This is a genomic window from Streptomyces viridosporus T7A (genome assembly GCF_008704515.1).
GTDB lineage: Bacteria > Actinomycetota > Actinomycetes > Streptomycetales > Streptomycetaceae > Streptomyces > Streptomyces viridosporus.
The window spans coordinates 4,495,570-4,520,640 of sequence record NZ_CP023700.1 but is presented as its reverse complement, the minus strand read 5'-3'; the positions used below and the strand labels follow the sequence as shown (position 1 = coordinate 4,520,640).

25 protein-coding genes are annotated in these 25,071 nt (G+C 73.3%); 2 read left to right on the top strand and 23 right to left on the bottom strand.

Annotation, left to right across the window (positions count from 1 at the left end; genetic code table 11):
* Nucleotides 1-38: 38 nt before the first annotated feature.
* From CP969_RS20995 to CP969_RS20925, 15 genes are all read right to left on the bottom strand, one after another.
* Nucleotides 39-704, bottom strand: a complete 666-nt coding sequence (locus tag CP969_RS20995; protein WP_004985430.1) for a response regulator — start codon at nucleotides 702-704, stop codon at nucleotides 39-41.
* Nucleotides 701-2,080, bottom strand: coding sequence for a sensor histidine kinase (locus CP969_RS20990; RefSeq protein ID WP_016825319.1), 1,380 nt, complete (start codon nucleotides 2,078-2,080; stop codon nucleotides 701-703). Before CP969_RS20990 ends, CP969_RS20995 begins: the two co-directional genes overlap by 4 nt.
* A 128-nt stretch (nucleotides 2,081-2,208) precedes the next feature.
* Nucleotides 2,209-3,036: a helix-turn-helix transcriptional regulator gene (locus tag CP969_RS33920; RefSeq protein ID WP_016825320.1), complete on the bottom strand. Its 828-nt coding sequence runs from the start codon at nucleotides 3,034-3,036 to the stop codon at nucleotides 2,209-2,211.
* Between the two features lie 189 nt (nucleotides 3,037-3,225).
* Nucleotides 3,226-4,104 (bottom strand): alpha/beta hydrolase family protein, encoded by an 879-nt coding sequence (locus tag CP969_RS20980; RefSeq protein WP_016825321.1) that lies wholly within the window; start codon nucleotides 4,102-4,104, stop codon nucleotides 3,226-3,228.
* A 172-nt stretch (nucleotides 4,105-4,276) separates the two neighbouring features.
* Nucleotides 4,277-5,512, bottom strand: a complete 1,236-nt coding sequence (gene kynU, locus CP969_RS20975) for a kynureninase (RefSeq protein ID WP_026085009.1) — start codon at nucleotides 5,510-5,512, stop codon at nucleotides 4,277-4,279.
* Nucleotides 5,505-6,335: a tryptophan 2,3-dioxygenase family protein gene (locus tag CP969_RS20970; RefSeq protein ID WP_004985446.1), complete on the bottom strand. Its 831-nt coding sequence runs from the start codon at nucleotides 6,333-6,335 to the stop codon at nucleotides 5,505-5,507. Before CP969_RS20970 ends, kynU begins: the two co-directional genes overlap by 8 nt.
* Before the next feature lie 148 nt (nucleotides 6,336-6,483).
* Complete coding sequence (locus CP969_RS20965; RefSeq protein WP_004985448.1) at nucleotides 6,484-6,897, bottom strand: DUF3151 domain-containing protein; 414 nt, start codon at nucleotides 6,895-6,897, stop codon at nucleotides 6,484-6,486.
* A gap of 17 nt (nucleotides 6,898-6,914) precedes the next feature.
* On the bottom strand, nucleotides 6,915-8,420 hold the full coding sequence (locus CP969_RS20960) for an MFS transporter (RefSeq protein WP_016825324.1): 1,506 nt from the start codon (nucleotides 8,418-8,420) through the stop codon (nucleotides 6,915-6,917).
* Nucleotides 8,421-8,508: 88 nt separating this feature from the next.
* On the bottom strand, nucleotides 8,509-9,531 hold the full coding sequence (gene fbaA, locus CP969_RS20955) for a class II fructose-bisphosphate aldolase (RefSeq protein WP_004985453.1): 1,023 nt from the start codon (nucleotides 9,529-9,531) through the stop codon (nucleotides 8,509-8,511).
* 195 nt (nucleotides 9,532-9,726) lie between these two features.
* The gene (gene pyrE, locus CP969_RS20950; protein WP_004985454.1) at nucleotides 9,727-10,275 is read right to left on the bottom strand and encodes an orotate phosphoribosyltransferase; all 549 of its coding nucleotides are present in this window, start codon (nucleotides 10,273-10,275) and stop codon (nucleotides 9,727-9,729) included.
* Nucleotides 10,276-10,295: 20 nt separating this feature from the next.
* Entirely contained in the window at nucleotides 10,296-11,084 is a 789-nt protein-coding gene (locus CP969_RS20945) for an aldose epimerase family protein (protein WP_004985456.1), read from the bottom strand.
* 60 nt (nucleotides 11,085-11,144) lie between these two features.
* Entirely contained in the window at nucleotides 11,145-12,143 is a 999-nt protein-coding gene (locus CP969_RS20940; RefSeq protein ID WP_016825325.1) for an SRPBCC domain-containing protein, read from the bottom strand.
* Nucleotides 12,144-12,258: 115 nt separating this feature from the next.
* Nucleotides 12,259-13,908 carry a polyamine aminopropyltransferase gene (locus CP969_RS20935; protein ID WP_016825326.1) on the bottom strand — a complete coding sequence of 550 codons (1,650 nt, stop codon included), beginning with the start codon at nucleotides 13,906-13,908 and terminating at the stop codon, nucleotides 12,259-12,261.
* 132 nt (nucleotides 13,909-14,040) lie between these two features.
* Complete coding sequence (locus tag CP969_RS20930) at nucleotides 14,041-14,559, bottom strand: DUF2617 family protein (protein ID WP_004985463.1); 519 nt, start codon at nucleotides 14,557-14,559, stop codon at nucleotides 14,041-14,043.
* A gap of 407 nt (nucleotides 14,560-14,966) precedes the next feature.
* Nucleotides 14,967-15,317, bottom strand: a complete 351-nt coding sequence (locus CP969_RS20925) for a hypothetical protein (RefSeq protein WP_016825327.1) — start codon at nucleotides 15,315-15,317, stop codon at nucleotides 14,967-14,969.
* A gap of 139 nt (nucleotides 15,318-15,456) precedes the next feature.
* Between CP969_RS20925 and CP969_RS20920 the strand changes: the two genes are divergently transcribed.
* Nucleotides 15,457-16,650 (top strand): pyridoxal phosphate-dependent aminotransferase, encoded by a 1,194-nt coding sequence (locus CP969_RS20920; protein ID WP_016825328.1) that lies wholly within the window; start codon nucleotides 15,457-15,459, stop codon nucleotides 16,648-16,650.
* A gap of 81 nt (nucleotides 16,651-16,731) precedes the next feature.
* On the opposite strand, the gene CP969_RS20915 is transcribed toward CP969_RS20920, so the two are convergent.
* The 6 genes from CP969_RS20915 to CP969_RS20890 form a co-directional block, all read right to left on the bottom strand.
* Entirely contained in the window at nucleotides 16,732-16,962 is a 231-nt protein-coding gene (locus tag CP969_RS20915; RefSeq protein WP_144055259.1) for a hypothetical protein, read from the bottom strand.
* A gap of 5 nt (nucleotides 16,963-16,967) precedes the next feature.
* Nucleotides 16,968-17,354, bottom strand: a complete 387-nt coding sequence (locus tag CP969_RS20910; protein WP_016825330.1) for a PIN-like domain-containing protein — start codon at nucleotides 17,352-17,354, stop codon at nucleotides 16,968-16,970.
* The gene (locus CP969_RS20905; RefSeq protein WP_016825331.1) at nucleotides 17,344-18,000 is read right to left on the bottom strand and encodes a DUF433 domain-containing protein; all 657 of its coding nucleotides are present in this window, start codon (nucleotides 17,998-18,000) and stop codon (nucleotides 17,344-17,346) included. Before CP969_RS20905 ends, CP969_RS20910 begins: the two co-directional genes overlap by 11 nt.
* 97 nt (nucleotides 18,001-18,097) lie before the next feature.
* Nucleotides 18,098-18,997, bottom strand: a complete 900-nt coding sequence (locus tag CP969_RS20900; protein WP_026085010.1) for a hypothetical protein — start codon at nucleotides 18,995-18,997, stop codon at nucleotides 18,098-18,100.
* 280 nt (nucleotides 18,998-19,277) lie between these two features.
* Nucleotides 19,278-19,460 carry a DUF397 domain-containing protein gene (locus tag CP969_RS33915; protein ID WP_078495379.1) on the bottom strand — a complete coding sequence of 61 codons (183 nt, stop codon included), beginning with the start codon at nucleotides 19,458-19,460 and terminating at the stop codon, nucleotides 19,278-19,280.
* On the bottom strand, nucleotides 19,372-20,286 hold the full coding sequence (locus tag CP969_RS20890) for a helix-turn-helix domain-containing protein (protein ID WP_016825334.1): 915 nt from the start codon (nucleotides 20,284-20,286) through the stop codon (nucleotides 19,372-19,374). Before CP969_RS20890 ends, CP969_RS33915 begins: the two co-directional genes overlap by 89 nt.
* A 178-nt stretch (nucleotides 20,287-20,464) precedes the next feature.
* Between CP969_RS20890 and CP969_RS20885 the strand changes: the two genes are divergently transcribed.
* Complete coding sequence (locus CP969_RS20885; protein ID WP_026085011.1) at nucleotides 20,465-20,983, top strand: ATP-binding protein; 519 nt, start codon at nucleotides 20,465-20,467, stop codon at nucleotides 20,981-20,983.
* A gap of 544 nt (nucleotides 20,984-21,527) precedes the next feature.
* Here CP969_RS20885 and CP969_RS20880 read toward each other — a convergent pair.
* Entirely contained in the window at nucleotides 21,528-22,055 is a 528-nt protein-coding gene (locus tag CP969_RS20880; RefSeq protein ID WP_004985489.1) for a YbjN domain-containing protein, read from the bottom strand.
* Between the two features lie 177 nt (nucleotides 22,056-22,232).
* Nucleotides 22,233-24,830: an ATP-dependent chaperone ClpB gene (clpB, locus tag CP969_RS20875; RefSeq protein WP_016825338.1), complete on the bottom strand. Its 2,598-nt coding sequence runs from the start codon at nucleotides 24,828-24,830 to the stop codon at nucleotides 22,233-22,235.
* Nucleotides 24,831-25,071 lie beyond the last annotated feature (241 nt).

The window sequence follows — 25,071 nt, the reverse complement described above, 5'->3', positions numbered from 1 at the left end:
CCGGCCCCCTGACCAGGGTCGGAGCCCTGTGACCGGGGTCAGCCGGGGGTCACCAGCCGCGCCTCGTACGCGAACACCGCCGCCTGGGTGCGGTCCCTGAGGCCCAGCTTCACCAGGATGCGGCTCACATGCGTCTTGATCGTCGACTCGGCGACCACCAGCCGCTCGGCGATCTCCGCGTTCGACAGGCCCTGGGCGATCAGCACCAGCACCTCCGTCTCCCGCTCGGTGAGGTCACCGTACGCCGCCTGCGCGGACGGCATCAGGCGCGGGGTCTCGGACAGCTTGGAGAACTCGGTGATCAGCCGCCGGGTCACCGACGGGGCGAGCAGCGCCTCCCCGGAGGCGACCACCCGTACCCCGTCGGCCAGTTGGCGGGCCGAGGCGTCCTTGAGGAGGAAGCCGGAGGCACCCGCGCGCAGCGCCTGGTAGACGTACTCGTCCAGGTCGAAGGTGGTCAGCACCAGCACCTTCGCCGCGCCGTCGGCGGCGACGATCTCCCGGGTCGCCTCGATGCCGTTCAGCTCGGGCATGCGGATGTCCATCAGGACGACGTCCGGGGCGAGTTCGCGGACCCGCTGCACCGCCTCCCGGCCGTTGACGGCCTCGCCGACGACCTCGATGTCCGGCATCGCGTTCAGCAGGACCGAGAAGCCCTCGCGCACCATCATCTGGTCGTCCGCGATCAGGACACGGATCGTCATGCCGCTGCCCCGTTCCCGCGGTTCTCGTCGTTCCTGTCGTGCACCGCGGGGACCGGCAGGAACACCGCGACCTCGTAGCCGCCGTCGTCGGTCGGGCCGGCCGTCATCTCGCCGTTCAGCATGGTGACCCGCTCCCGCATGCCGGTGATGCCGTGCCCCGCACCGGGCGAGGGCTTGACCAGGCTCGGCTCGGGTGCCGGGCCGTTCACCACGCGCACGCCGAGCCCGCCGAGCACGTAGCCGATCTCGACCCGGGCGCTCGCACCGGGCGCGTGCCGCAGGCTGTTGCTCAGCGCCTCCTGCACGATCCGGTACGCCGACAGCTCCACGCCGGGCGGCAGCTCGCGCACCGCGCCGGTCGTCACCTTCTCCACCTCCAGCCCGGCGCCGCGCACGTTGGCGAGCAGGGCGTCCAGGTCGGCGAGGGTGGGCTGCGGGGCGTCCGGGGCCTCGTAGTCCTCGGCGCGGACCACGCCGAGGACCCGGCGCAGCTCGGTGAGGGCGGCCACCGCGTTCTCCCGGATGGTGGCGAAGGCGCGCTCCAGCTCCGGCGGCGGGTTCTCCACCCGGTAGGGGGCGGCCTCGGCCTGGATGGCGACGACCGACATGTGGTGGGCGACCACGTCGTGCAGTTCGCGGGCGATGGTGGTGCGCTCCTCCAGCAGCGTGCGCCGGGAGCGTTCGTGCGCGGTGACCGTCTGCTGGGCGGTCACCTCCTGCTGGGCGGTGTGGCGGACGTGCCAGAGGGAGACCACGAGCAGGGCGAAGGCGGACGTCACCATCATGGGCCCGCTGTTCGTGTAGTAGTAGGAGCCGCCGAGGAACACGTCCGAGAGGAAGGCGTAGACGGTGGTCAGAACCCACATCCAGGCGGCGGTGCGGGGCCGGGTGCGCAGCGCCACGACGACCAGCACCGCCAGGTGGCAGACGAACGCGCCGGGCATCCACGGCCAGTCGCCCTGGCCGCTCTTGATCAACGCGGCCACCGGGGTCACCGCGAGGGACAGCCAGAACGCGCCGACCGGCCGGACCAGCGTGGTGAGCACCGGGAGCGCGCACAGCAGGCCGATCAGCAGGGCCGGCACGTCCCCGCCGGGCAGGCCGCTCGACAGCGTGCCGGCCATCAGGGCGAGCAGCGCGACCGCCCCCACCACCGCGTGCGGGAGGTGTTCCGCGGCCGACCGCAGCCGGGCGGGCAGCCGGCGGACGAACGGGCCGTCGGTGCGCCGGGGCGGCAGCGGGCGGTAGGCGAACGCGTCGTGGAACAGGTCCTCGCGCAGCCCGCTCAGGGACTTCTGGGCCAGCCGGTACTCCGGGCTGCGGGTCCCGTCACCGTACGGGGCGGCCGGGGGCTGCTGGTGGGTCGTCTCGGTCACGCTCACACGGTAGGCCGACCGGGTGACCGCGGTCGTCCCCGCCGAGACGGGTTTCCCGGCGTCCGTCTCAGGTACTACACGGGCCGCGCGGACGGCCTCCGGTACCCGTGGAAGTCGCTACCGGGGGATCAGTACCCGGAGGGCCGGACCAGCCCCGACTCGTAGGCGAACACCGCCGCCTGTGTGCGGTCCCTGAGGCCCAGCTTCACCAGGATCCGCCCGACGTGCGTCTTCACGGTCTGTTCGGCCACCACCAGCCGCACCGCTATCTCCGCGTTGGACAGGCCTCGCGCGATCAGCGCGAGCACCTCCGTCTCGCGTTCGGTGAGGTCGCCCACGCGCTCCTTCAGCGGGGTGCGGGGCTCCGGGGCCAGCCGGGAGAACTCGGCGATCAGCCGCCGGGTGATCCCGGGCGCGAGCAGCGCGTCCCCGGCCGCCACCACCCGGACCGCCTCGGCGAGTTGGTCGGCCGACGCGCGCTGCCGGTCGCCGTGGTCGGCGGCCGTCCGGGCCGCTTCCCGGGCGTTGGCCCGGTGGGCCGCGTGGACCGTCTCGAGGGTGGCCGCGGTCGGCGGGGCGGTCGCGGCCGGTGCGGGGGCGGGGGTCTCGGGCCGCGCGGCACCGGCGAGGGGCAGGGCCACGGCGGAGGCGACGAGCGTGGCGAGGACGGTGCGCCACCACCGGCCCGCCCACCACCGTTCCATCCGCCGCCGGTTCGCCCGTCGCGGGCTCATCTGCCGCCCTCGCGCCGGGTGTTCGGCCACCGAGGCGGTCACCGGAACGGCCACCGGGACGACCGCCGTCGTCGGCGCCGCATCGTCCGCGGGGGCGGCGCGGCGCCCGGCTCCCCCGCGTGCCCGGCGCCGTTCCGCCGGACCGACCTCCCCCGTGGTCGCGGACGCGCCGCCCGCGCTCCCGCCGTGCCCCGCCGTCCCCGCCCCGTGCCGCAGTCCCATGGTCGTCCCGTCTCCCCCTCCGCCCGGTCATCGGGCTCGTCGGGAAGGGAAGTTACGGAGCGGCGCGGGTAACCCGCGTCCCGCCGGGGGACTCACCTGCGGGGTAGCTCTCAGGTACTACGGGTACGACCGGGTACGGCCGAATGCCCCGGAGACCCCACGGGCCCCCGGGCACCCCCGGGAAAGGCGTCACCAGGCGAGCTGGGCGATCTCCTCCGCCACCACCGCGCAGGCGTCCGCCGCCGGGTCGATCAGCGGGAAGTGGCCGACGTCCTCCAGCAGCGTCAGCCCCACCACCTCGCCGGCCTTCGCCGCCGCCTCCGTGTACGCCTCGGCCACCGGCGGCGGGACGTCGAGGTCGGCACGGCCCTGGACCAGGGTGGTGGCGATACCGGTCGGCAGCAGCAGCGCGGGGTCGGCGTACGGCCGGCGCTCGGCGAACCCGTCGTCACCGCCCAGCAGTTGGCGGACCGCCCCCTCGCACACGTCCAGCTTGTCGGCGACCGCGAAGTCGGCGATCGGGGCGAGGGCGACCACGCCCCGCAGGGGCGCGGGGCGGTCCGTGCGCCAGGGGGCGTCGGCGGGCAGCAGGTGCCGGGCGGCGCTCCACAGCGCCAGGTGGCCGCCGGCGGAGTGCCCGGTGACGACCGTGCGGCGCGGATCGGCCTGCGGCAGGTGCTGCCGGACCAGCTCGGGCAGGGCGTCCAGCGCGGCGGCGACGTCGTCGAAGGTGTCGGGCCAGCGCCCCGCGACCGGGTCGCCGCCGCCCGCCTCCCCCGCACCGCGCCGGTACTCGATGCTGGCCACGGCGAAGCCCCGGCGGGCCAGGAACCCGGCGAACGGGCTGATGTGGCGCCGGTCGTAGGGGGCGCGCCAGGCGCCGCCGTGCAGGACGGCGACCACGGGCGCGGGGCCGCCGGGGCCGCCCGTGGCGCGCGGGACGTAGAAGTCGATCAGCTGGTCCGGGTCGTCGCCGTAGGCCGCGGTCGCGTCGGGGTCGACCGGCGGACGGGAGAGGACCGACTCCTCCTCGGCGGCGGCCCGGGCGGCTGCGACGTCGTCCGTCATGCTCCAACCTCTCAGCGATGAAACGTATTTGGCGGACCCGAGAAGTATTCGGCCGTTGGCCGGGACGGTATCAGGACGATCATGTGCGCGGACATGGGGATATCACACTCGGTGAACCTCCTGGGAGGCGGCCTGCGGGTCCCGTCCCGCGCACGGGACCCGCAGGCCGCCGTCACGGCGCCGTCCCGCCGTCCTGAGCCCCGGTCTCCGCCAGCACCTGCGCCAGCACCCGTGCCGCACGCTCCGCGTCCGCGAAGCCGATGTACAGCGGGGTGAAGCCGAAGCGGAGCACGTCCGGGTGGCGGAAGTCCCCGACCACCCCGCGCTCGATCAGCCGCTTCATCACGTCCCCGGCGTCCGGGCAGCGCAGGGCGACCTGGCTGCCCCGCTCCCCGTGCGCCCGCGGGGTCAGGCACGCGACCCGGCCCGCGGGGACGTACGCCTCGACGCACTCCAGGAAGAAGTCCGTCAGCGCGAGGGACTTGGACCGCACCGCGTCGACCGTCACGCCGTCCCAGACCTCCAGGGCCGCCTCCAGGGCGAGCATGGAGAGGATGTCCGGGGTGCCGACCCGTCCGCGCGGCGCGCCCGCCGCCGGTTCGTAGTCCGGGCGCATGCCGAAGGGGTCGGCGTGGGAGTTCCAGCCGGGCAGCGGGGAGTCGAAGCGGTCCTGCAGGTCTGCGCGCACATAGAGGTACGCCGGTGAACCGGGGCCGCCGTTCAGGTACTTGTAAGTGCAGCCGACCGCCAGGTCCACGCCGTGTCCGTCCAGCCCGACCGGCAGCGCGCCCGCGCTGTGGCACAGGTCCCAGACGACGTACGCCCCCGCCGCGTGCACGGCCGCCGTGAGCGACGGCAGGTCGTGCAGCCGGCCGGTGCGGTAGTCGACGTGGTTGAGCAGCACCGCCGCCGTACGGTCGCCGAGCGCGCCCGGGACCTCGGACGGCGGGACCGGGCGCAGGGTGCAGCCGGTCATCCGGGCGGCCGAGGCGGCGATGTAGCCGTCCGTGGGGAACGTGGTCGCGTCGACCACGATCTCGTCCCGTCCGGTGTCCGCCGACCGCGCCAGCCGCACCGCGCCCACCAGCGCCTTGAACAGGTTGACGCTCGTCGAGTCCCCGACCACGATCCGCCCGGCGGCGGCGCCGACCAGCGGGGCGATCCGGTCGCCGATCCGCTCCGGCGCCGTCCACCAGCCCTCCTCGGTCCAGGACCGGATGCGCAGTTCGCCCCACTGCCGGCGGACCACGTCCTCGATCCGGCCGGGGACGGCGACGGGCAGCGCGCCCAGCGAGTTGCCGTCGAGGTAGACCGCTGTGTCGGGGTCGTCCAGCACGAACTCGGCGCGCTTGGCGGCCAGTTCGTCGACCGCGTCCAACTTCTCCGCTTTCGAGGCCAGTTCAGACATGGGATCGCGCCGTCCACAGCTCGGGGAACACGTTCTTCTGCGCCCGCTTCTCCAGCCAGGCCACCCCGGCCGAGCCGCCCGTGCCGGCCTTGGCGCCCATCGCGCGGCGGGTGGCGACCAGGTGGTCGTTGCGCCAGCGCCACACCAGCTCGGCGACGTCGGTCAGTGCCTCGCCCAGCCGGGCGACCTCGTCCCGCTCGTCACCCGAGTAGACGGCCGTCCAGACCGCCTCCACCTCCGGCGACGGCTCGTAGCGCCGCGACACGTCGCGCCGCAGCACCTCCTCGGGGACGGCGTGCCCGCGCCGGGCGAGCAGCCGCAGCACCTCGTCGTACAGGCTCGGTTCGTGCAGCGCCTTCTCCAGCTCGGCGTGCGCGCGCGGCGAGCCCCGGTGCGGGACCAGCATGGACGCGGACTTGTCGCCGAGCAGGAACTCCAGGCGCCGGTACATCGCCGACTGGAAGCCGGAGCCCTCGCCGAGGGCGCCGCGGTAGGCGTTGAACTGCGCGGGGGTGAGCTGTCCGAGCGGCTTCCAGGAGGCGTTCAGCGCCTCCAGCTCCCGCACGGACCGCTTCAGCGCGTCGATCGCGGTCGGTACGTCGTCCTCCCGCAGCGCCTTCGCCGCGGTCTCCCACTCGTGGACGATGACGGTGAACCACAACTCCATCACCTGGGTGGTGACCAGGAAGACCATCTCTCCGGGATCGTCGGAGAGGGTGTGCTGGAGGTGGGTGAGGACGTCGGCCCTGACGTAGTCCTCGTAGGGGGTCGTGCCCTCGAAGTCGAGATGCGGGGTCTCCGGCTCGTGAGCCTCGTGGGACATCGCTGTCTCCTGAAATGTACTCCGGGTAGCGGTCCGCCCCTGCCGTTACCGGCACGGGGGCCCCGGTCCCCACGGTGCATCCTCCGCAATCGTCCCCCACGGCCGCAAGGCCCGCCCGGTCACGGGCGGGCCTCGTGGGCCGTACGGCTCAGCCGAGGACCTGGGCCGCCGTCGGCGAGGAGTCCTTCAGGAACTGGGAGCAGCGCTCGTACTCCTCCTGCTCGCCGATCGCCTGCGCGGCGCGGGCGAGGGCGTGCAGGGCGCGCAGGAAGCCGCGGTTGGGCTCGTGCTCCCAGGGGACCGGGCCGTGGCCCTTCCAGCCGTTGCGGCGCAGCGCGTCCAGTCCGCGGTGGTAGCCCGTGCGGGCGTACGCGTACGACTCCACGACGCTGTCCCGCTCGAACGCCTCGTCGGCCAGCCGGGCCCAGGCAAGCGAGGAGGTCGGGTAACGGGCGGCGACGTCGGCGGGCGAGGTGCCCGACGCGAGCAGCTCGCGCGGCCCGGGGTCGTCGGGGAGGTGGGTCGGGGGCGGACCGCCGAGGAGGTTCTCATGAATCGACATGGGTCCAGTCTCGTACATCACCCCCGTCCGGTGCCGGGAGGCCGGGGGGCGGCCCCGCCGTCCGGTCCCCGCCCGGTCTCCGCCTCCAGCGGGGGCACCGCCACACTGCCGTGCGTACGGCACTCGGGGCGCCGGCAGTCCGGCGCCGCCGGGCGGCGCACGGTCGCGAAGGCGACGGCCGCCCCCACCACCAGGACCCCCGCGCACAGCACCATCGCCCGCCCGAACGCGTCGTCGAAGGCGTCCGGCTCCCGGTAGGCCTCCGGCCCCATCCCGGTGAGCAGCGGCAGCGCGGCCACCGCCACCAGGCCGGCCGCGCGGGCGGCGGCGTTGTTGGTGCCGCTGGCCAGGCCCGCCCGCGCGGTGGCCACGGAGGCGAGGACGGTCGCGGTCAGCGGGGCCACCAGGGTGACCATGCCGAGGCCGAGCACCAGCAGCGCGGGCAGCACGTCGGCGGGGTAGGAGGCGCCCGGGCCGACGCGCAGCATCAGCAGCATCCCGGCGGCGCACAGCAGCGGTCCGACGGTGAGCGGGAGGCGCGGGCCGATGCGGTCGCCGAGTTCACCCGAGCGCGCGGAGAGCAGCAGCATCAGCGCGGTCGTGGGCAGCAGCGCCGTGCCGGCGGCGAGGGCGGAGTACCCGACGACGACCTGGAGCTGGAGCGCGGCGAGGAAGAAGAAGCCGCCGAAGGCGGCGTACACGCACAGCGTGACCAGGTTGGCGGCCGTGAACTGGCGGGAGGCGAAGAGGTCCGGCGGCATCATCGGGTCCGGGCCGCGCCGCTCGACGTGCACGAAGGCGACGGCGGCGGCGAGGCCGGCGGCCCCCGCGACGGCGACCACGACGGAGCCCTCACCGGCCTCGATCAGCGCGTACGTCATCAGCGCGAGGGCGAGCGCGCCGAGCGCGGCGCCCAGGACGTCGAAGCGGCCGTGCGCGCCCCCGCCGGAGGACTCGGGCACGTGCCGTACGGCGATCGGGGCGCACAGCAGGGCGAGGGGCACGTTGATCAGGAACACCCAGCGCCAGCCCGGCCCGTCCACCAGCCAGCCGCCGAGGAACGGTCCGACGGCCGCGCCGACACCGCCGAAGCCGGACCACAGGCCCACCGCGCGGCCCCGGTCGTCGGCGTGGAAGGAGGCCTGGATGAGGGCGAGCGACCCGGGCGTGAGCAGCGCGCCGCCGACGCCCTGGAGCGCGCGGGCGGCGATCAGCATCCCGGCGTTCGGGGCGAGACCGCACAGCAGGGAGGCCGCGGCGAACCACAGCACCCCGGTGACGAACACCTTCCGCCGCCCGAACCGGTCCCCCAGCGCCCCGCCCAGCAGGATCAGCCCGGCCAGCGTGACCATGTACGCGTTGACGGTCCACTGGAGGGCGGCGAGGTCGGCGCCGAGGTCGCGCCCGATGCGCGGGAGGGCCACGTTGACGACCGTGGAGTCCAGCAGGGCCATGCCGGAGCCGAGCACCGTGGTGAGCAGGATCCACTTGCCCTGCGGTGAGGCCAGCCGGACGTCGGGCATGGGGGGAGCATACGGAAACACGGGACGTACGCAAACGCGGTGAGCCCGGCACCACCGCGGGTGCCGGGCTCACCGGAGCACGGGTTCCTTACTTGATCCTGGTGCCCGTCGAGCGCAGGTGGCGGCAGGCCTCGACCACGCGGGCGGCCATCGACGCCTCGGCCAGCTTGCCCCAGGTGCGCGGGTCGTAGGTCTTCTTGTTGCCGACCTCGCCGTCGACCTTCAGGACGCCGTCGTAGTTCCTGAACACGTGGTCGACGACCGGACGCGTGAAGGCGTACTGGGTGTCGGTGTCGATGTTCATCTTGACCACGCCGTTCTCCAGGGCGGTCAGGATCTCCTGCTCGCTGGAGCCGGAGCCGCCGTGGAAGACGAAGTCGAACGGCGCCTGCTTGCCGAACTTGGCGGCGACGCCCTCGTTCAGCTCCTTCAGCAGCTCGGGACGGAGGACGACGTTGCCCGGCTTGTACACGCCGTGCACGTTGCCGAAGGACGCGGCGAGCAGGTAGCGGCCCTTCTCGCCCAGGCCCAGCGCCTCCGCCGTGCGGATCGCGTCGTCGACCGTGGTGTAGAGGGAGTCGTTGATCTCGTGCGAGACGCCGTCCTCCTCGCCACCGGTCGGGGTGATCTCGACCTCGAGGATGATCTTCGCGGCGCGGGTGCGCTCGAGGAGTTCCTGGGCGATGGCGAGGTTGTCGGAGAGGGTCTCGGCGGAGCCGTCCCACATGTGGGACTGGAACAGCGGGTCGCGGCCGGCCTTGACGCGCTCCTCGGACACCGCGAGCAGCGGACGCACGTACCCGTCGAGCTTGTCCTTCGGGCAGTGGTCCGTGTGCAGGGCGATGTTGACGTCGTACTTCTCGGCGACGATGTGCGCGAACTCGGCCAGGGCCACCGCGCCGGTCACCATGTCCTTGTTGTGCTGGCCGCCCAGGAACTCGGCGCCGCCCGTCGAGATCTGGACGATGCCGTCGCTCTCCGCCTCGGCGAAGCCGCGCAGTGCCGCGTGCAGGGTCTGGGACGAGGTGACGTTGATGGCCGGGTAGGCGAACTTTCCTGCCTTCGCCCGGTCCAGCATCTCGTTGTAGACCTCGGGAGTTGCGATGGGCATCTGTCCGCTCCTCTTAGCGTTGCGGGTGGGGGTGCTGCGTACGGTCGGCCCTGACCTGGAACCTTGGATGCGACGTCATTGTCGAGGCCATCTTCCCAGACTTGTCCGGCTGGTCGACGGCGCAGGTCGAGTCGTTATGTCGACGATGTCTGAGGACCGCGCCACGGAGTGGATCGGGGGCGGGTCGGGGGCGGGTCAGTCGAGGCCGAGCTCGTCCTTCGCGTACGCGAACAGGTACGGCACCCCGGCGCCCTCCCGGATCTTCTCGGCGGCGCCGGTGGCCCGGTCGACGATGGTCGCGACGGCCACCACCTCGGCGCCGGCCTCGCGCACGGCCTCGACCGCGGTGAGCGGGGAGCCGCCGGTGGTGGAGGTGTCCTCGACGACCAGGACGCGGCGGCCCGCGATGTCCGGGCCCTCCACCCGGCGCTGCAGACCGTGCGCCTTGGCGGCCTTGCGCACCACGAAGGCGTCCAGCCTGCGGCCGCGGGCGGCGGCGGCGTGCAGCATGGCGGCGGCCACCGGGTCGGCGCCCATGGTCAGGCCGCCGACCGCGTCGAAGTCCAGCCCGTCGGTCAGGTCCAGGAGCACCTGGCCGACCAGCGGGGCGGCCTCGCCGTCGAGGGTGATGCGGCGCAGGTCGACGTAGTAGTCGGCCTCCAGACCGGAGGAGAGGGTCACCTTGCCGTGCACCACGGCCTTGTCCTTGATCTGCTGCAGCAGCGCGCCGCGAACGTCACTCATGCCAGTCAGCTTAAAGGCGCTCAAAGGCGGGTCCAGCTCCAGGTCGTCGAGGCCTCCAGCGGCTCCAGGGGGGTGACCAGGCGCGGGTGGGTGTTCAGGCCGTCGGGCGGGCCGGTCTGCGGCTCCACGCAGACGGCCTCGCGCTGCTCGTCGTAGACCACGACCCACTCCTCGCGGCTGGTCACCTTCAGCTCCAGCAGCCCCGGCCAGGTGAGGGTGACGTCGACGCCGCCGGGCATGCCGAAGCAGTCGTCCCAGGGCCCGGGCTTCGGGTCGATCCGGTGGCCGGTGGGCAGGTGGTCCTCGCCGCGCTCCTCCTGCCAGGCCGGCGCGAAGTCCAGGCGGACGTCCGCGCCGTCGAGGGTGCGGTTGAACCAGGGGTGCCAGCCGATCTGCGCCGGGAAGGAGGACTCGTACGTCTCCACGCTCATGGCCAGCGTCAGGGAGTCCGCGGTGAGCGCGATCTGCTGGGTGACGCGCCCGGAGTAGGGCCACGGCTCGGTGAGGTCGTAGGTGAGCACGGCCTCGTCGGCGCTCCTGCGGGCGGTGCGCCAGGCGGCGTCGCGGGCGGTGCCGTGGATGGCGTGCGGCGGGGCGTTGAGCGGCATGTGGTGCACGGCGGCGCCGTCCCGGAACCGGCCGTCGCGGATCCGCCCGCACCAGGGGACCATCGGGAAGCAGCCGTACCTCTCCCCCTGCCGCAGCAGCTCGACGCCCCCGAGCCGCAGCCCTCCGACCCGGCCGCCGTTGCCCGGCTGCACGGTCACCTCCGCGTCGCCCGCGGTCAGCGTGATGTCTTCGGTACTCACGTCTCGACCCTACTGGGGCGATCAAGGGGGCCCGGGTTCCTTCCGGCCGGTTCGCGTCGCTCAGTGCCGTCTGCGCAGCGCCCGGACCGCGACGACGGCCGAGGCCACCGCGAGCGCCGCCGCCGGGGCCGCCCAGCGCAGCGGGCTGCGGGGCGAGACGGTCTGGGGGGCGGGGACGGGCGCGTACCGGCCGCGGGGCGGGGCGTGGTCCACCTCCTCGGCGCTGCGGCCGATCATCGTCCGCCGGGCGTGGGCCGCCTCGGCGACGGAGTCGTCCTCCCCTGGGGAGGACGGGGGGGCCTCCGCGTCGAAGGCGGAGGGGAGGTCCGGGAGGGGCTCCCCGGCGGGCTCGGCGCCGGGCTCCGGGGGTTCGGGGGCTTCCGGGACCCCGGGGGCTTCCGGGGCCTCCTCGGACCGTGCGGGCTCCGCGGGACCGGGCCCGGGGGCAGGAGGCGGCGGCGGGGCGTCGTCCGCGTCCGGAGTGGTCTCGAAGTCGGTGGTGGCCCGCGGTTCGAAGTCCCCCGCCGCCAGGAGCTCCGGCGACTCCGGGCCGGGGGCCTGCGGGCCGGAGTCCGGACCGGCCTGCTCGGGGGCCGGCGCCCCGTCCCCGGGTGCGTCCGTCCCGTCCCGGTCCGCCACCGCCGCGCCCAGGTTCTCCGCGAAACGGTCCAGCAGACGGGACATCGCCGAGGCCACCGCGTCCGCCGGGAGGTCCGCGACCCGGCCGCCGGCCGTCGCCGTGCCGTCGACGGTGAGGGCGGCGCCGCCCTCCGCCTCCCGCAGGCGCAGCCGCAGCGCCAGCTTCACCGAGCCGGTGCCGCGGATCTCCGTCGCGTCGCCCTCGACGGCGTAGGAGCCGTCGTCCCGCCCGGACACCCGTACGGCGCCCCGGTAGGTGATGGAGTGGCCGCCGACGCGGATCCTCAGCCGGCCGGCGACGGGGTCGGCGGCACCGGTGTCGCGCTGGAGCCCGGGCACCGCCCGGGCGACCCGCGCGGGGTCGTCCAGTACCTCCCTGAGCCGCTCCACCTCGACCGGAACGAAGACCTCGTGCTCCATGGTTGCGGAGCCTACCCAGGCGACGCCGGGCTGTACCCCCGTCGGCGCGAAGTGGCGGCGCGTCGGTGCCGGGCGGCGCGGGCCCGGCGGGGAGGGCCGGACGGGCCCCGGGGACTCAGCCGGCGTACCGGGGATGCACCAGCGTGGACGGCGGCAGGCCGGGCACCCGGGTGCGCGCGGCGGCCCGGGCGTCCGCCGCGAGGGAGGCGTCGGTGAGCGTGCGCGGACGCGGTCCGGACGGGTCGAGGCGCAGACCGGGGTCGGTGCGGGCGGCCAGCACGAAGCCCCAGTCGCGGGAGGCGCGGCCGGGACCGCCGGTTTCGGCCGGCCGGCCGCTCGTGCGGTACGGGGCGGTACGGAGACCGGCCGCGCGCAGGGTCGCCTCCACCGTCCAGAAGTCGTGCGGGCGGGCCGCCGCCGGGCCGCCGTGCACCACGAGCCGCCCGCCGGGCCCCAGGACGCGCCGGACCAGGCCGTAGAACTCCTGCGAGTACAGCTTCGCGCTCGTGGTGTTCCCGGGCCGCGGCAGGTCCGAGACCACCACGTCGTACGCCGCCGGGGGCGCCCCACGCAGCCGGCCGAAGGCGTCCCCGGTGCTCACGCGCACGCGCGGGTCGTCGAGGGCGCGCTCGTTCAGCGCGGACAGCGCCGGGTCGCGGCGGGCCAGCCGCACCACGTCCGCGTCGAGCCCGACGACGTCGACCCGGTGCACGCCGGGGTGGCGCAGCACCTCGCGGGCGGCCAGTCCGTCACCGCCGCCGAGGACGAGCACGCGGGCGTGCGGGCCGGTCATCGCGGGGTGCACCAGCGCCTCGTGGTACCGCCGTTCGTCCGGGCCTTCGGCCCGCAGCCGCCCGTCGAGGTACAGGGCCGGCGGCCGGCCGTCCCGGCCGCCGGTGAGCACGACCTCCTGGGTGTCGGTCCGCAGGGCCACGCGCACGTCCGCGCCGTACAGGGCGTGCCGGGCGGCCCGCTCGAAGTCGTCGACCAGGACGGCGGCCGAGGCGAGGACGACGAGCACGCAGGCGTTGACGGCCACCAGCAGCCGGCGGGCACGGCGGGTGAGGTCCTGCCGGAAGAGGCCCAGCACCAGCGCGCCGCCGACGACCGCGTTGACTGCACCGGTGATCAGCGCGCCGGTCAATTGGCCGAGGAGCGGCAGGAGGAGGAAGGGGAACGCGAGGCCGCCGACGAGCGCGCCGACGTAGTCGGCGGCGAACAGGTCGGCCACCGCACCGCCCGCGTCCTGCCGGCGGATCCGCTGGATCAGCTCCATCAGCAGCGGGACCTCGGCGCCGATCAGCAGTCCGATGGCGAGGGAGAAGGCGACCAGGAGCACGCGCGGGCCGGCCGCCCAGGGGCCGCCCCAGTCGCCGGTCCAGGCGAAGACGGCGTACAGGGCCATCGCGCTGCCCCCGCCGAGGAGGGCGAGCACGGCCTCGACGGCGCCGAAGGCGGCCGCCGCGTGCCGGCGCAGCCGTTTCGCGGCCAGGGACCCGATGCCCATCGCGAAGACCATCACGGACAGCACGACGGACGCCTGGGTGACCGAGTCGCCCATCAGGTAGGTCGCCAGCGCAACGAGCTCGAGCTCGTACACGAGTCCGCAGGCCGCGCAGACGAACACGCCCGCGAGGACCAGGAACCGCCCGGTGCCCTGCCGCACGGGCAGCCGCACGCAGCCGCCCGGGGCGCCGCCGGTGCCGCCCGGCCCGTCCCCGGGTGGGGCGGCACGGGGCGGAGCGGGGGCTTTCGGTTCGATCACCCTGCGACGTTACGTGACGCCTCCGGTGCGGATCGTCACCCACACGTGTGAAATTTGTTTATGTCTGCCCCACCTTGGCATGAGCCGGGGACCTGCGGGCCGGCACGCCCGCGGGCCGTGCGCACCGGCTCCTCACAGCGCCGCGCCCACGCGCGTCCCCACCTTCGTCCGGGTCACCACCAGCTGCCCGTCCTGCGGATAGGCGTGCCAGGTCCGCCAGTGGACCTGGCCCTCGTGGCACTGGGCGAGCAGCGCGGTGAACGCGTGCGGGCTGCCGGGGAAGACCCCGACGAGGCCCTGCGGGTGGTCGCAGACCAGCGCGAGCAACTCCTGGGCACGGCCCGCGAAGGAACCCGGGGGGAGGACCTCCACCCGGGCGGCGAACTCGTACTCCCAGTCGTCCACCCGCTTGGCCACGCCCAGCGGAAGGGGCGTGCTGCTGCCCGGAATGCACGCCACCGTCTCCGAGCACAGGCCGCGCTCCTCTTCCAGCAGCACTTGGTGGGACGCGCCGAGGAGCCGTAACTGGAGCTTGTTCCCGGCGAGTTCGAGGTCGAGGGTGGCCAGCGCGGGAAGCGGCTCGCGGCCCAGGGCCCAGGCGAGGTCGGCCGCGCGGGTGTCGGTGTAGGCGGTGTTCAGGGTCGTGAGCATGGATCGGCTCCGCAAGCACGCAAGAAAGAAGGGGGAGTGCGGGTCCGCACACCCCGGCCGCTCCGGGGAGTTCGGCCCGTCAGCCCGGTCGGCCGGCCGGAAGAAGGATCCGCGAGGGGTCCGAGGGCTGTGTGTCGGTGGTGAGAGGGAATCATGAACGGTGGTGCCGCCACAGCGTTTTTACCCAACTTCATGGGGTTTACATCCCCTAGAGGGCTCCCCAGCTCACCTGTTCACTCCCGAGGTGCGCCCCGAGGTGCGGCGCGCGCCCGCGCACCGCACCGGCCGCCCGCCCGAACGGAACCGGAGCGCCTCCCGCCGCTCAACGGCACAGCGGGGCCCGCTCCAGGCGCGGACCCCGCTGCCGCGGATGCGGATCCCCCGAAGTGGAGGCGAGCTGCCCCGTGTCAGCCTCCTCCGCCGCATCCACCGCCGCCCCCGCAGGACGAACCGCCTCCACAGGAGGAGCCGCCCCCGCAGGACGAGCCGCCCCCGCAGGACGACGACCCGCCGTCGGAGCCGCTGCCGGACGGCGAGGAGCAGGACGCGGCGACGGCTCCGCCGCCCACCCACCAGCTCCCGTCGCTGCCGCCGTACCGGCTCCCGGACGACCCTGAGCGCGCACCGGTCCCCCGGGTGCGGCCCGCCGTCCGGTGCGCGGCCCGGCGCACCACGGTCACGACCAGGAGGACGAGCAGTGCGAAGACCAGCGTGAAGACCAGTCCGAGGAGCAGAGTCACGACGGTGCCGATGTCCATGGCGCCGCCCTCCCTTCCATCGCCCGTGATCCCCCGAAGCAGCCCCCCGTGGGTGCCCCGCTCACGTGCGTGACCGGGAGATGCCCTCCGCCCGCGCGGCCCAAAGCAGAGTTGAGGAAGTCCAGAGCTTCGGCGCAGGATGGCCGACATGACCTCCAGCCCGCGCCCCCTCCTGAACCGCCGGCTCGCCGAGTTCGGGACGACGGTCTTCGCCGAGATGTCCGCCCTGGCCCTGCGGACCGGGTCCATCAACCTGGGCCAGGGGTTCCCCGACACCGACGGCCCCGAGGAGGTCAGGGAGGCGGCCGTACGGGCACTGCGCGACGGCCGCGGCAACCAGTACCCGCCGGGCCCGGGCGTCCCCGAGCTGCGCACCGCCGTCGCCGCGCACCAGCGGCGCCGCTACGGCCTCTCCTTCGACCCCGACACCGAGGTCCTGGTCACCGCCGGTGCCACCGAGGCGATCGCCGCCGCCCTGCTCGCCCTGGTGGAGCCCGGCGACGAGGTGGTCGCCCTCGAGCCGTACTACGACTCCTACGCGGCCTGCGTCGCCCTGGCGGGCGGCCGGCGCGTCCCGGTCACCCTGCGCCCGCAAGGCGGCCGCTTCCGGCTCGACCTGGACGAACTGCGCGACGCCGTCACCGACCGCACCCGGCTGCTGCTGATCAACACCCCGCACAACCCGACCGGCACCGTCCTGACCCGCGAGGAGCTGGCGGCGATCGCCGAGCTGGCCGTGGAGCGCGACCTGCTCGTGGTCACCGACGAGGTGTACGAGCACCTGGTCTACGACGACGCCGAACACGTGCCGCTGGCGACCTTCCCCGGCATGCGGGAGCGGACCGTGACCATCTCGAGCGCCGGCAAGACTTTTTCGTTCACCGGCTGGAAGGTCGGCTGGATCACGGCCGCGCCGGAGCTGGTGACGGCGGTCCGCTCGGCCAAGCAGTACCTGACGTACGTCTCCGCGGGCCCGTTCCAGTACGCGGTCGCCGAGGCCCTCGCGCTGCCCGAGTCGTACTTCACCGGGCTGAGGGACGACCTGCGGGCCAAGCGGGACGTCCTGGCGGCGGGGCTGGAGGAGGCGGGCCTCACCGTCTACCGGCCCGCCGGCACGTACTTCGTCACCGCCGACATCCGCCCCCTGGGCGAGAGCGACGGCGTCGCCTTCTGCCGGGCCCTGCCGGAACGCGCGGGCGTCGTCGCCATCCCCACGGCGGTCTTCTACGACCACCGGGAGGCGGGCGCCCCCTTCGTGCGGTTCGCGTTCTGCAAGCAGCGGCCGGTCCTGGAGGAGGCGGCGCGGCGGCTGAAGGGCGCGGGAGCCCGCTGAGCGAGGACCGTTTCCGTGCTGGTGCGTGAGGTGGCGCCCTCGTGCACCGATCCGTCGCGCTGGGCTTCCTCGCGCTCCTGGTCACTCGGCCCTGGGCGACCCCAGCCATGTCTCGAAGTCGCTCAGGGCCTCGCCCGTGGCGCCGAGGGACATGGGCGACGACTCCTCGTCGAGACGCTGGGAGACCTGCTGTGCCTGCTCCACCTCGACGGTCGGCCGCTGACCGAGGGCACGGACGGTCCGCCGAGCGACGCCGGAGCGGACGACGCCCTCCTGACGGAGGACGGTCCGGGACCAGTTCCTGGCCGTCACGCACGTCACGGCCAGGTGCGCTCGATGCGGTCGCGCCGCACCGCGTAGGCCGCGGGGCCACCCCTGGCCACGGCCCGGTGGACGGCCTCGCGGTGTGTGTCGAGCCGTCCGACCCTCTCAACGCTGGGAAGTTGCTGGTTGTCGAGGTAGAAGAGCACCTCTTCCCGCTCCAGCACCGGCTGGATCTCCAGGTCCCTGCTCTTGATCCGGCCGTCCTTCGAGATCGGTACCCATGACTGGTCGAGACCGTGAGCGATCCGGTCCTCGTCGGCGATGTCCTGTGCGTCGTCGGGGAAGACGTCCCCGATGCGGTGAACGATCCAGCCGCACGCCCTCAGCCCTTCCGTGACGCGACGTCCGAGATTGCGGTCGAGGAAGAACTCAGGCGGCAAGGCGCACCACTGCCCGGCACAACGCGTCGACCTGCTCGGGTGTCATGTCGAAGTCGTACGCGATGTCCTCGACGCTCTCCCCGGCCTCCCAGAGGTCGGTGATGGCCTTGACCGCGACGCGGTTCGCGGCCACGACGGGCCTCCCGTGCCCGAACCTCGGGTCGATCACGACGGGGACGGAGTCCGGGTACTGCCTGAGCCGCAGACTGGTGGGGAAGTCGTCGTCGGGCTCCCAGTTCAGGTAGCGGAGATAGTCGGAGACCACTTCGTGGATGGGGGCCTGCCCGTCCCGGGCCCTGCGTAGGTCCCCCAGTCCGTGCTCGACGAAGATGTCCACGCCGTCCGTCGCGATGCGCTTCGAGACAAGGCCGTAGGGGGTGTCGAAGGCGTCCCGTACGGCGGCGGCCGCTTCCCTGATCTCGCTCATCCGCAGTCCCAGGGTGCGCAGGGACCGGAGGACGTGCGCCTCGGCCACCGCGATGAACGGCACCGAGGGCTGTCCCTTGCGCAGTGGTTCCACCTGATGGACCAGAGGCGCCCCGGCGGCCCTGCTCTTCAGCCACGAGATCAGCGTCGACTGCGGAATCTGCAGGTGAGAGGCTGTTTCCGTGGGAGTCAGAAGCTCGTCATTGAACCGGTCGGCCATGCACCACCTCCTCCGTCCGTCGTGTCCGCCGGCGGATCTCGCATCATCGCCCATCAAGTCTCCCGTCCGGGGAGCGATCGCACACCCGCCCGTCTGCTCAGCCGGCCGCACGAAGAAGACCCCCGACGAGGTGGCCTCGGCAGTCCCGGCAGTGTCCGGGCTCCGGTCCGCGGAAGGCGCGCTCGCAGCCGTCGCAGGTCTGGAAGGGCAGCACGGCCGGGCGGTCGGGGACGGGCGGGAGCGAGACCGGGGGCGGCGCGGGCAGCGGCGTCTCCCGGAGACGGAAGGCGAGGATACCCGCCGGACGGGTCAGGAAGCGGTCGGGGAGCCCCGTGGTGAGCAGTGCGGTGATCCGGGAAGGCCCGACACCGGCCGCCAGCCATGCGGCGACGGCCGACGCCAGGCGCACGGCCTCACGCTCGGACAGGACGAGACGCGGGTCGACGCGGCGCAGGGAGGCCAGGACGGCGACCGCCCGCGGGTCGGCGTCGGCGAGTGCGGTCGGCTCTTCCGGCTGGTCCGGAGGGGGTGCGGGAGCTGCTTGCTCAGCTACCGGAGAGGACGTGGATTGCTCAGCTGCGGACGGCTTCCGGGGCCGGGGTGGCTTCGGCGGTTCCGGTGGCCCGTCCGGGTCCGGCTGCGGTGCGCCGCCGGGAACGTCGTAGAAGTACGTCCGGGTGCGGATCTGTCCGGAGGACAGGCGTTCGCGGCGGCGTTCCAGGTACCCGGCGGCTTCCAACTCCCTGAGCGCCCGCGAGATCAGGATCTCGCCCTCGGTGAAGTGGGCGCACAGGGCGGCGATGCTCACGGGGGTGCCGGTGGGCAGCGAGAGGATGTAGACCGCCACGCCGATGGTGACCGCGCTGCCGCGCCGCTGGGCGAGGGCGTTGGAGATCACGGTGAAGTCGGCGGTGAGCCGGGTGCGGACGTGGATCACGCCGGAGGTCGGAGCTCCGGCGTCGGCGCGCAGGCGCGCGTTAGACTGCGGGTCAGCCATCGGGAAGTGTGCTCTTCCTGATCGGTCAGGCCCTCGATCGGGACGGCAATCCCGGCCGGGGGCCGTATCTGTTTGCGGTTGTCGCGGCGAACGTAACCGCCCGCGTCCCGCGCCTGCAAGCCGGTCACTCGCACGAGTGACGCGGGCCTTTCGGCGGGGAGGGTGGGTGGGCGGGTGGTTCTTTCTCCCGGTTCTTTGGGGAGGTCAGTGGCCCACCGGACCCTCGCGGACAAGGGCCCGGTGGGCCCGGAAGACGGGCGGCGACCGGGGTCCGGCCTACTCAGGGACGGCGGTGTTCGGCCTTCAGCCCACCTATGAAGGCGGTCCAGGAGACGGCTTCGAAGCACAGCGCCGGACCGTGCGGGGCCTTGCTGTCACGGACGGGGACGACGCCGGGGAATCCGTCGGCCACCTCCACGCAGTCGCCCCCCTCTTGATTGCTGTAGCTGCTCCTGCGCCACACGGCGACGCTCAGATCGGGACGGGACGTTCGCTCCACGGTGGTTGTCCTCCCTCACGGATCGGATCATGTCGAGCGACATGAGCGGGGGCAGAGCTGCCGCCCGCAGCCGATCGTAGGTCAGGGAGAACCGCCTCACCTCGTCCGGATCCTCGATGAGTTGTCCGTAGTGCGCGCCCTCCGTGTAGGCGATCTCCGAGCCGTCCGGCAGGGTGAGGACCGTGAGGGAGCCACCCATGACCTCGTGCTCGCCCTGGTCGAACGGCAGCACCTGCACAGTGATGTGAGACTCCGATCCGGCCGTCAGCAGCCGCGCCAACTGCTCGCGCATCACCGGCAGACCGCCGACCGGACGCCTGAGTACCGCCTCATCGAGGACCAGCCACAACTCCGGTCGATCAGGCGCGCTGAGCCGCTCCTGTCGCCCCATGCGGAGGGCGACTCGCTCCGCCAACTGCTCTTCACCACTGAGCGTTCGACCGACTTTGAGCACAGCCCGCGCGTAGTCCTTCGTCTGCAACAGACCCGGCACCACATGAGCCGCGTACTGCCTGATGACCACCGCCCGCTCCGAGTACTCCATGAACCTCCGCGACCAGTCCGGAAACGCCTCCCGGTACACGTACGGCCACAGCTCGACCAGGAGGTCGTCCGCGCCGAGAGCCGCATCCAGCGCACGCGCCAGCTCCAGCGTCGGCTTCGCTCCCGACGCCCGCTCGATCTGCGTGATCCGGGTGCTCACCACATGCGTCCTGGCGCCGAGTTCGGCCTGAGTGAGTCCGGCCGCCGTACGGAGCCTGCGCACCCGCGCACCGAACAGCGCCGCCATCGACGCACTGGGGTCGATTCCGTTGGCCAAAGCGTCACGCCCGTTCCTTATGACCTGAAAGGTAAGCCTGTGTCCCCTGTCGAGCGTAGAGCGATCCGACGAATCTTGAGCACGGAAAGTGATGACTCGCGCACCGTGCGAGACGTCTCGAGCTCGATGGAGAAGGACGGACGGAGCCGTGCTCACAGGAACGATCACCTCTGGAGACGAGCCACGGCGGAGCTCCGCGCCCCCCGCGCCGGACATCGTCACGCTGGTCGACGAAGCAAGCGGACTGCCCTCGGCTGCCGCGCGGTTCACCTCCTCACCACGAGGTGCGCAGCTCGCCCGGCGTTTCGCCGTCCGGTGCATGGAGGCGTGGGGCCACCCGCCCGTGTCGGACGTGTCGTGCGCGATCGCTCTCGTCGTCGGTGAACTCGCGGCGAACGCCGTACAGCACGGCCGGGTCCCCGGACGGGACTTCGGCCTCCGGCTCACTCTCGACGAGGTGGCGGGCCTGGTGCGGGTCGAGGTCGCGGACGCCGCCTCCGCGAAGCGGCCGCCCACCTCCACGCCCTCGGTCCCTCCCGAAGGCGAGTCCGGTCGAGGGCTGCTCCTGGTGGAAGCCCTGGCGGTGCGCTGGGGTTCGGCACCTCGCCGCCCCCTGGGCAAGACGGTGTGGGCGGAGGTGCCCACGGAAGCATCGACTCACCTGTGAGTCCCGGTTGCTTCGATCACCAGGATGACGACGGGATCATGGCGTGAGCCCTTCCCCCTCCCCGACGTCCGTTCCGGCACGCCGGGCCCGCACGGGGCCGGAGGCACTCACCCGCACCGTGTCCAGCCCGGCCGGCCGCCTCGACGCGTCCACCTTCGCCGAGGCGACCCCGGAGCTGCTGCACCAGGCGCTGAGCGAGGTGGCAGCCGCCTCGGGCTCGGCGAACCGACGGCCGCGGACGAGCGGCTCCACACCGCCGGGAAGGCGCTCACCTCCGTGCTGAAGGAGACCGGGGCCGAGACGGCGCCTCGGCGGACATCCGTCGGTCGGTGGCGCAGCCGCCGCGCACCGCGACCTCGCACGACGGCTGAAGGGCACGGGGCCCGTAACGGCTGCAGGACGCGGGGACCCCCTGAACGCGGGGAGCCCGGCCCCGGCGGCCGGTCGTGGTGGCCGGTGTCCGGGTCGGGCTCTCCCCGCGGACGGCGCGTACCTGGCCGGTACCCGCCGCCCGTCGTGCTCGGCGGTGGCCGCCTGGGACGGCCTACTCGTCGTCTTCGGGCTTGTCCGCTTCGTTGATCTCCTTCTCCAGGCCGAGCTGCTCGACGAGCCACTTGTCGAACTCGATGGCGGCCCGCACCCAGCTGACCGTCGACGAGACGAAGTGCTCCAGGCTGACGCCCATGCCGATCAGCATCTGGGCCTCACCGATGAGACGGACGGTGCCGTCGTCATGGGTGTGGGTGTACACCTTGGGCCACAGGGTGCGCCGGTTCCAGTCGTCGACGGACTCGAGCAGCTGCGGCTTCTCGTCGATCTGGTGCGGCCGGTCGTAGAACGTCCGCACGGAGAAGATCTGCTGGTCACCCTCCCCACGGAACATGAAGTAGGTGCGGAACTGCTCCCACGGCGCCGCGAGGTCGCCCTCGTCGTCGACGACGTACTTGAGCTCCATCTGGTCGAGGAGCTGCTTCACAAGGTCCTGATCCGGGACGACGGGGCCCGCCGGTCCTTGGGGCTGCGGCTCGGGCTGGCCCCCGAAATTCGGAATCGAGGACGGGTCGATGCTCACCGTGATTTTCCCTTCGTACGGATCCCGCCATCCTCCCCCATGCGGGGAGGGGGGTGGCAAGCCCTGACGGGGCTGTCTGCCCTGGGCTGACTCGATCCGGTCAATCTGCGGGTACCCACCGAAGGGCGGGCCCACCGTCCGGACGGGACGGCGGGCCCGGGACCCGGTTCCGGGTGCTCAGAGTGTCTTGCCCGTCTTCGGCCCCACCAGCAGGCCCTCGCCGAAGCGGTCCACCTGGACCGTGTCGCCGTCCTTGATCTCCCCGGAGAGGATCTCCTTGGCGAGCCGGTCGCCGATGGCGGTCTGGACCAGACGGCGCAGCGGCCGCGCGCCGTAGGCCGGGTCCAGGCCCTCCTCCGCCAGCCAGGCCAGGGCGTCGTCGGTGACGTCCAGGGTGAGCCGGCGCTCGGCGAGCCGCCGGGCCAGGCGGTCGATCTGGAGCTTCGCGATGCGCTCCAGCTCGGGCTTGGTCAGCGCGGAGAAGACCACCAGGTCGTCGAGGCGGTTGAGGAACTCCGGCTTGAAGGAGGACCGGACCGCCTCCAGCACCTGCTCCTTCTTCTCCGCCTCGGTGGTCATCGGGTCGATCAGGTACTGGCTGCCCAGGTTGGAGGTGAGGACCAGGATGGTGTTGCGGAAGTCGACCGTGCGGCCCTGGCCGTCGGTGAGCCGGCCGTCGTCCAGCACCTGGAGCAGGACGTCGAAGACCTCGGGGTGGGCCTTCTCCACCTCGTCGAGGAGCACCACGCTGTACGGCCGCCGCCGCACGGCCTCGGTGAGCTGGCCGCCCTCCTCGTAGCCGACGTAGCCGGGCGGGGCGCCGACCAGACGGGCCACGCTGTGCTTCTCGCCGTACTCCGACATGTCGATGCGGACCATGGCCCGCTCGTCGTCGAAGAGGAAGTCGGCGAGCGCCTTGGCCAGTTCGGTCTTGCCGACGCCGGTCGGGCCGAGGAAGAGGAAGGAGCCGGTGGGACGGTCGGGGTCGGCGACGCCGGCCCGGGAGCGCCGTACCGCGTCGGAGACCGCCTGTACGGCCTCGGTCTGGCCGATGAGCCGCCTGCCGAGCTCCTCCTCCATGCGCAGCAGCTTCTGCGTCTCGCCCTCCAGCAGGCGCCCGGCGGGGATGCCGGTCCAGGAGGCGACGACGTCGGCGATGTCGTCGGGGCCGACCTCCTCCTTGACCATGGTGTCCCGGGCGGCCTCCTCCTCGGCCTCGGAGGCGGCCTCGAGGTCGCGCTCCAGGGCCGGGATCTCGCCGTAGAGGAGCTTGGAGGCGGTGTCGAAGTCGCCGTCGCGCTGGGCGCGCTCGGCCTGGCCGCGCAGGTCGTCGAGCCTCTCCTTGAGCTCACCGACGCGGTTCAGGGACTGCTTCTCCTTCTCCCAGCGGGCGGTGAGGCCGCGCAGCTCCTCCTCCTTGTCGGCGAGGTCGCGGCGCAGCTTCTCCAGGCGCTCGCGCGAGGCGGGGTCGGTCTCCTTGTCGAGCGCCAGCTCCTCCATCCGCAGCCGGTCCACGGCGCGCTGGAGCTCGTCGATCTCGACGGGGGACGAGTCGATCTCCATGCGGAGCCGGGAGGCGGCCTCGTCGACGAGGTCGATGGCCTTGTCGGGCAGGAAGCGGGAGGTGATGTAGCGGTCGGAGAGGGTGGCCGCCGCCACCAGCGCGCTGTCGGCGATCTGGACCTTGTGGTGGGCCTCGTAGCGGCCCTTGAGCCCGCGCAGGATGGCGATGGAGTCCTCGACGGTCGGCTCGGCGACCAGCACCTGCTGGAAGCGCCGCTCCAGGGCCGGGTCCTTCTCGATCCGCTCGCGGTACTCGTCCAGGGTGGTGGCGCCGACCATGCGCAGCTCGCCGCGGGCGAGCATGGGCTTGAGCATGTTGCCGGCGTCCATGGCGGAGTCGCCGCCGGCGCCCGCGCCGACGACCGTGTGCAGCTCGTCGATGAAGGTGATGATCCGCCCGTCGGAGTCCTTGATCTCGGCGAGGACGGTCTTCAGCCGCTCCTCGAACTCGCCGCGGTACTTGGCCCCGGCGACCATCGCGCCCAGGTCGAGCGCGACGAGCTGCTTGTCCTTCAGCGACTCGGGCACGTCGCCCTTGACGATCCGCTGGGCGAGCCCCTCGACGACGGCGGTCTTGCCGACGCCGGGTTCGCCGATGAGGACGGGGTTGTTCTTGGTGCGGCGGCTCAGCACCTGGACGACCCGCCGGATCTCGTGGTCCCGTCCGATGACGGGGTCGAGCCTGCCCTCGCGGGCGGCGGCGGTGAGGTCGGTGCCGAACTTCTCCAGGGCCTTGTACTGGCCCTCGGGGTCGGCGGTGGTCACCCGGCGTGCTCCCCTCGCCTTCTGGAAGGCTTCCTGCAGCTTCTTCGCGGTGGCGCCCTGCCGCGCCAGCACCTCACCGGCCGCCCCGCCCTTGGCGGCGATGCCGATGAGGAGGTGTTCGGTGGAGAGGTACTCGTCGCCCAGCTCGCGGGCGCGGGCCTGGGCGTCCGCGACGACGGCGAGCAGCTCGCGGTTGGGCTGGGGAGGCGCCACCGTGGACCCGGTCACGCTCGGCAGCCCGGCGAGGACGCGCTCGGCCCCGGAGCGTACGGCCGCCTGGTCGGCGTCGACCGCGGCGAGCAGGTCCGTGATGTTCTCGTTGTCCTGCCCCTGGAGCAGGGCGAGCAGCAGGTGAGCGGGGGTGAGGTCGGGGTGCCCGTCGGTCACGGCCCGGTTGCCGGCGGCGCCCAGCGCGTCCCGGCTCCGGTTGGTCAGCTCGGCGTCCACGTTCGCGTTCTCCTCCTTACGACGACCCTTCAGCGCCCTTCATGGCTGACTCGGTCAACGTCCACAAACTTGAGTCTATTCCACTCAAGGCGGTGGACGGGAGGGCCGAGCGGTCGAGTTTTCGGATCATGACCGCCGCGCACCGGGGCCACGGCCCCCGCGTACCCGGAGCGGGGCTGCCCCGCACCCGGTGGAGCCGGGCGACTCCGGGCGACTCCGGGCGACTCCGGGCGACTCCGGG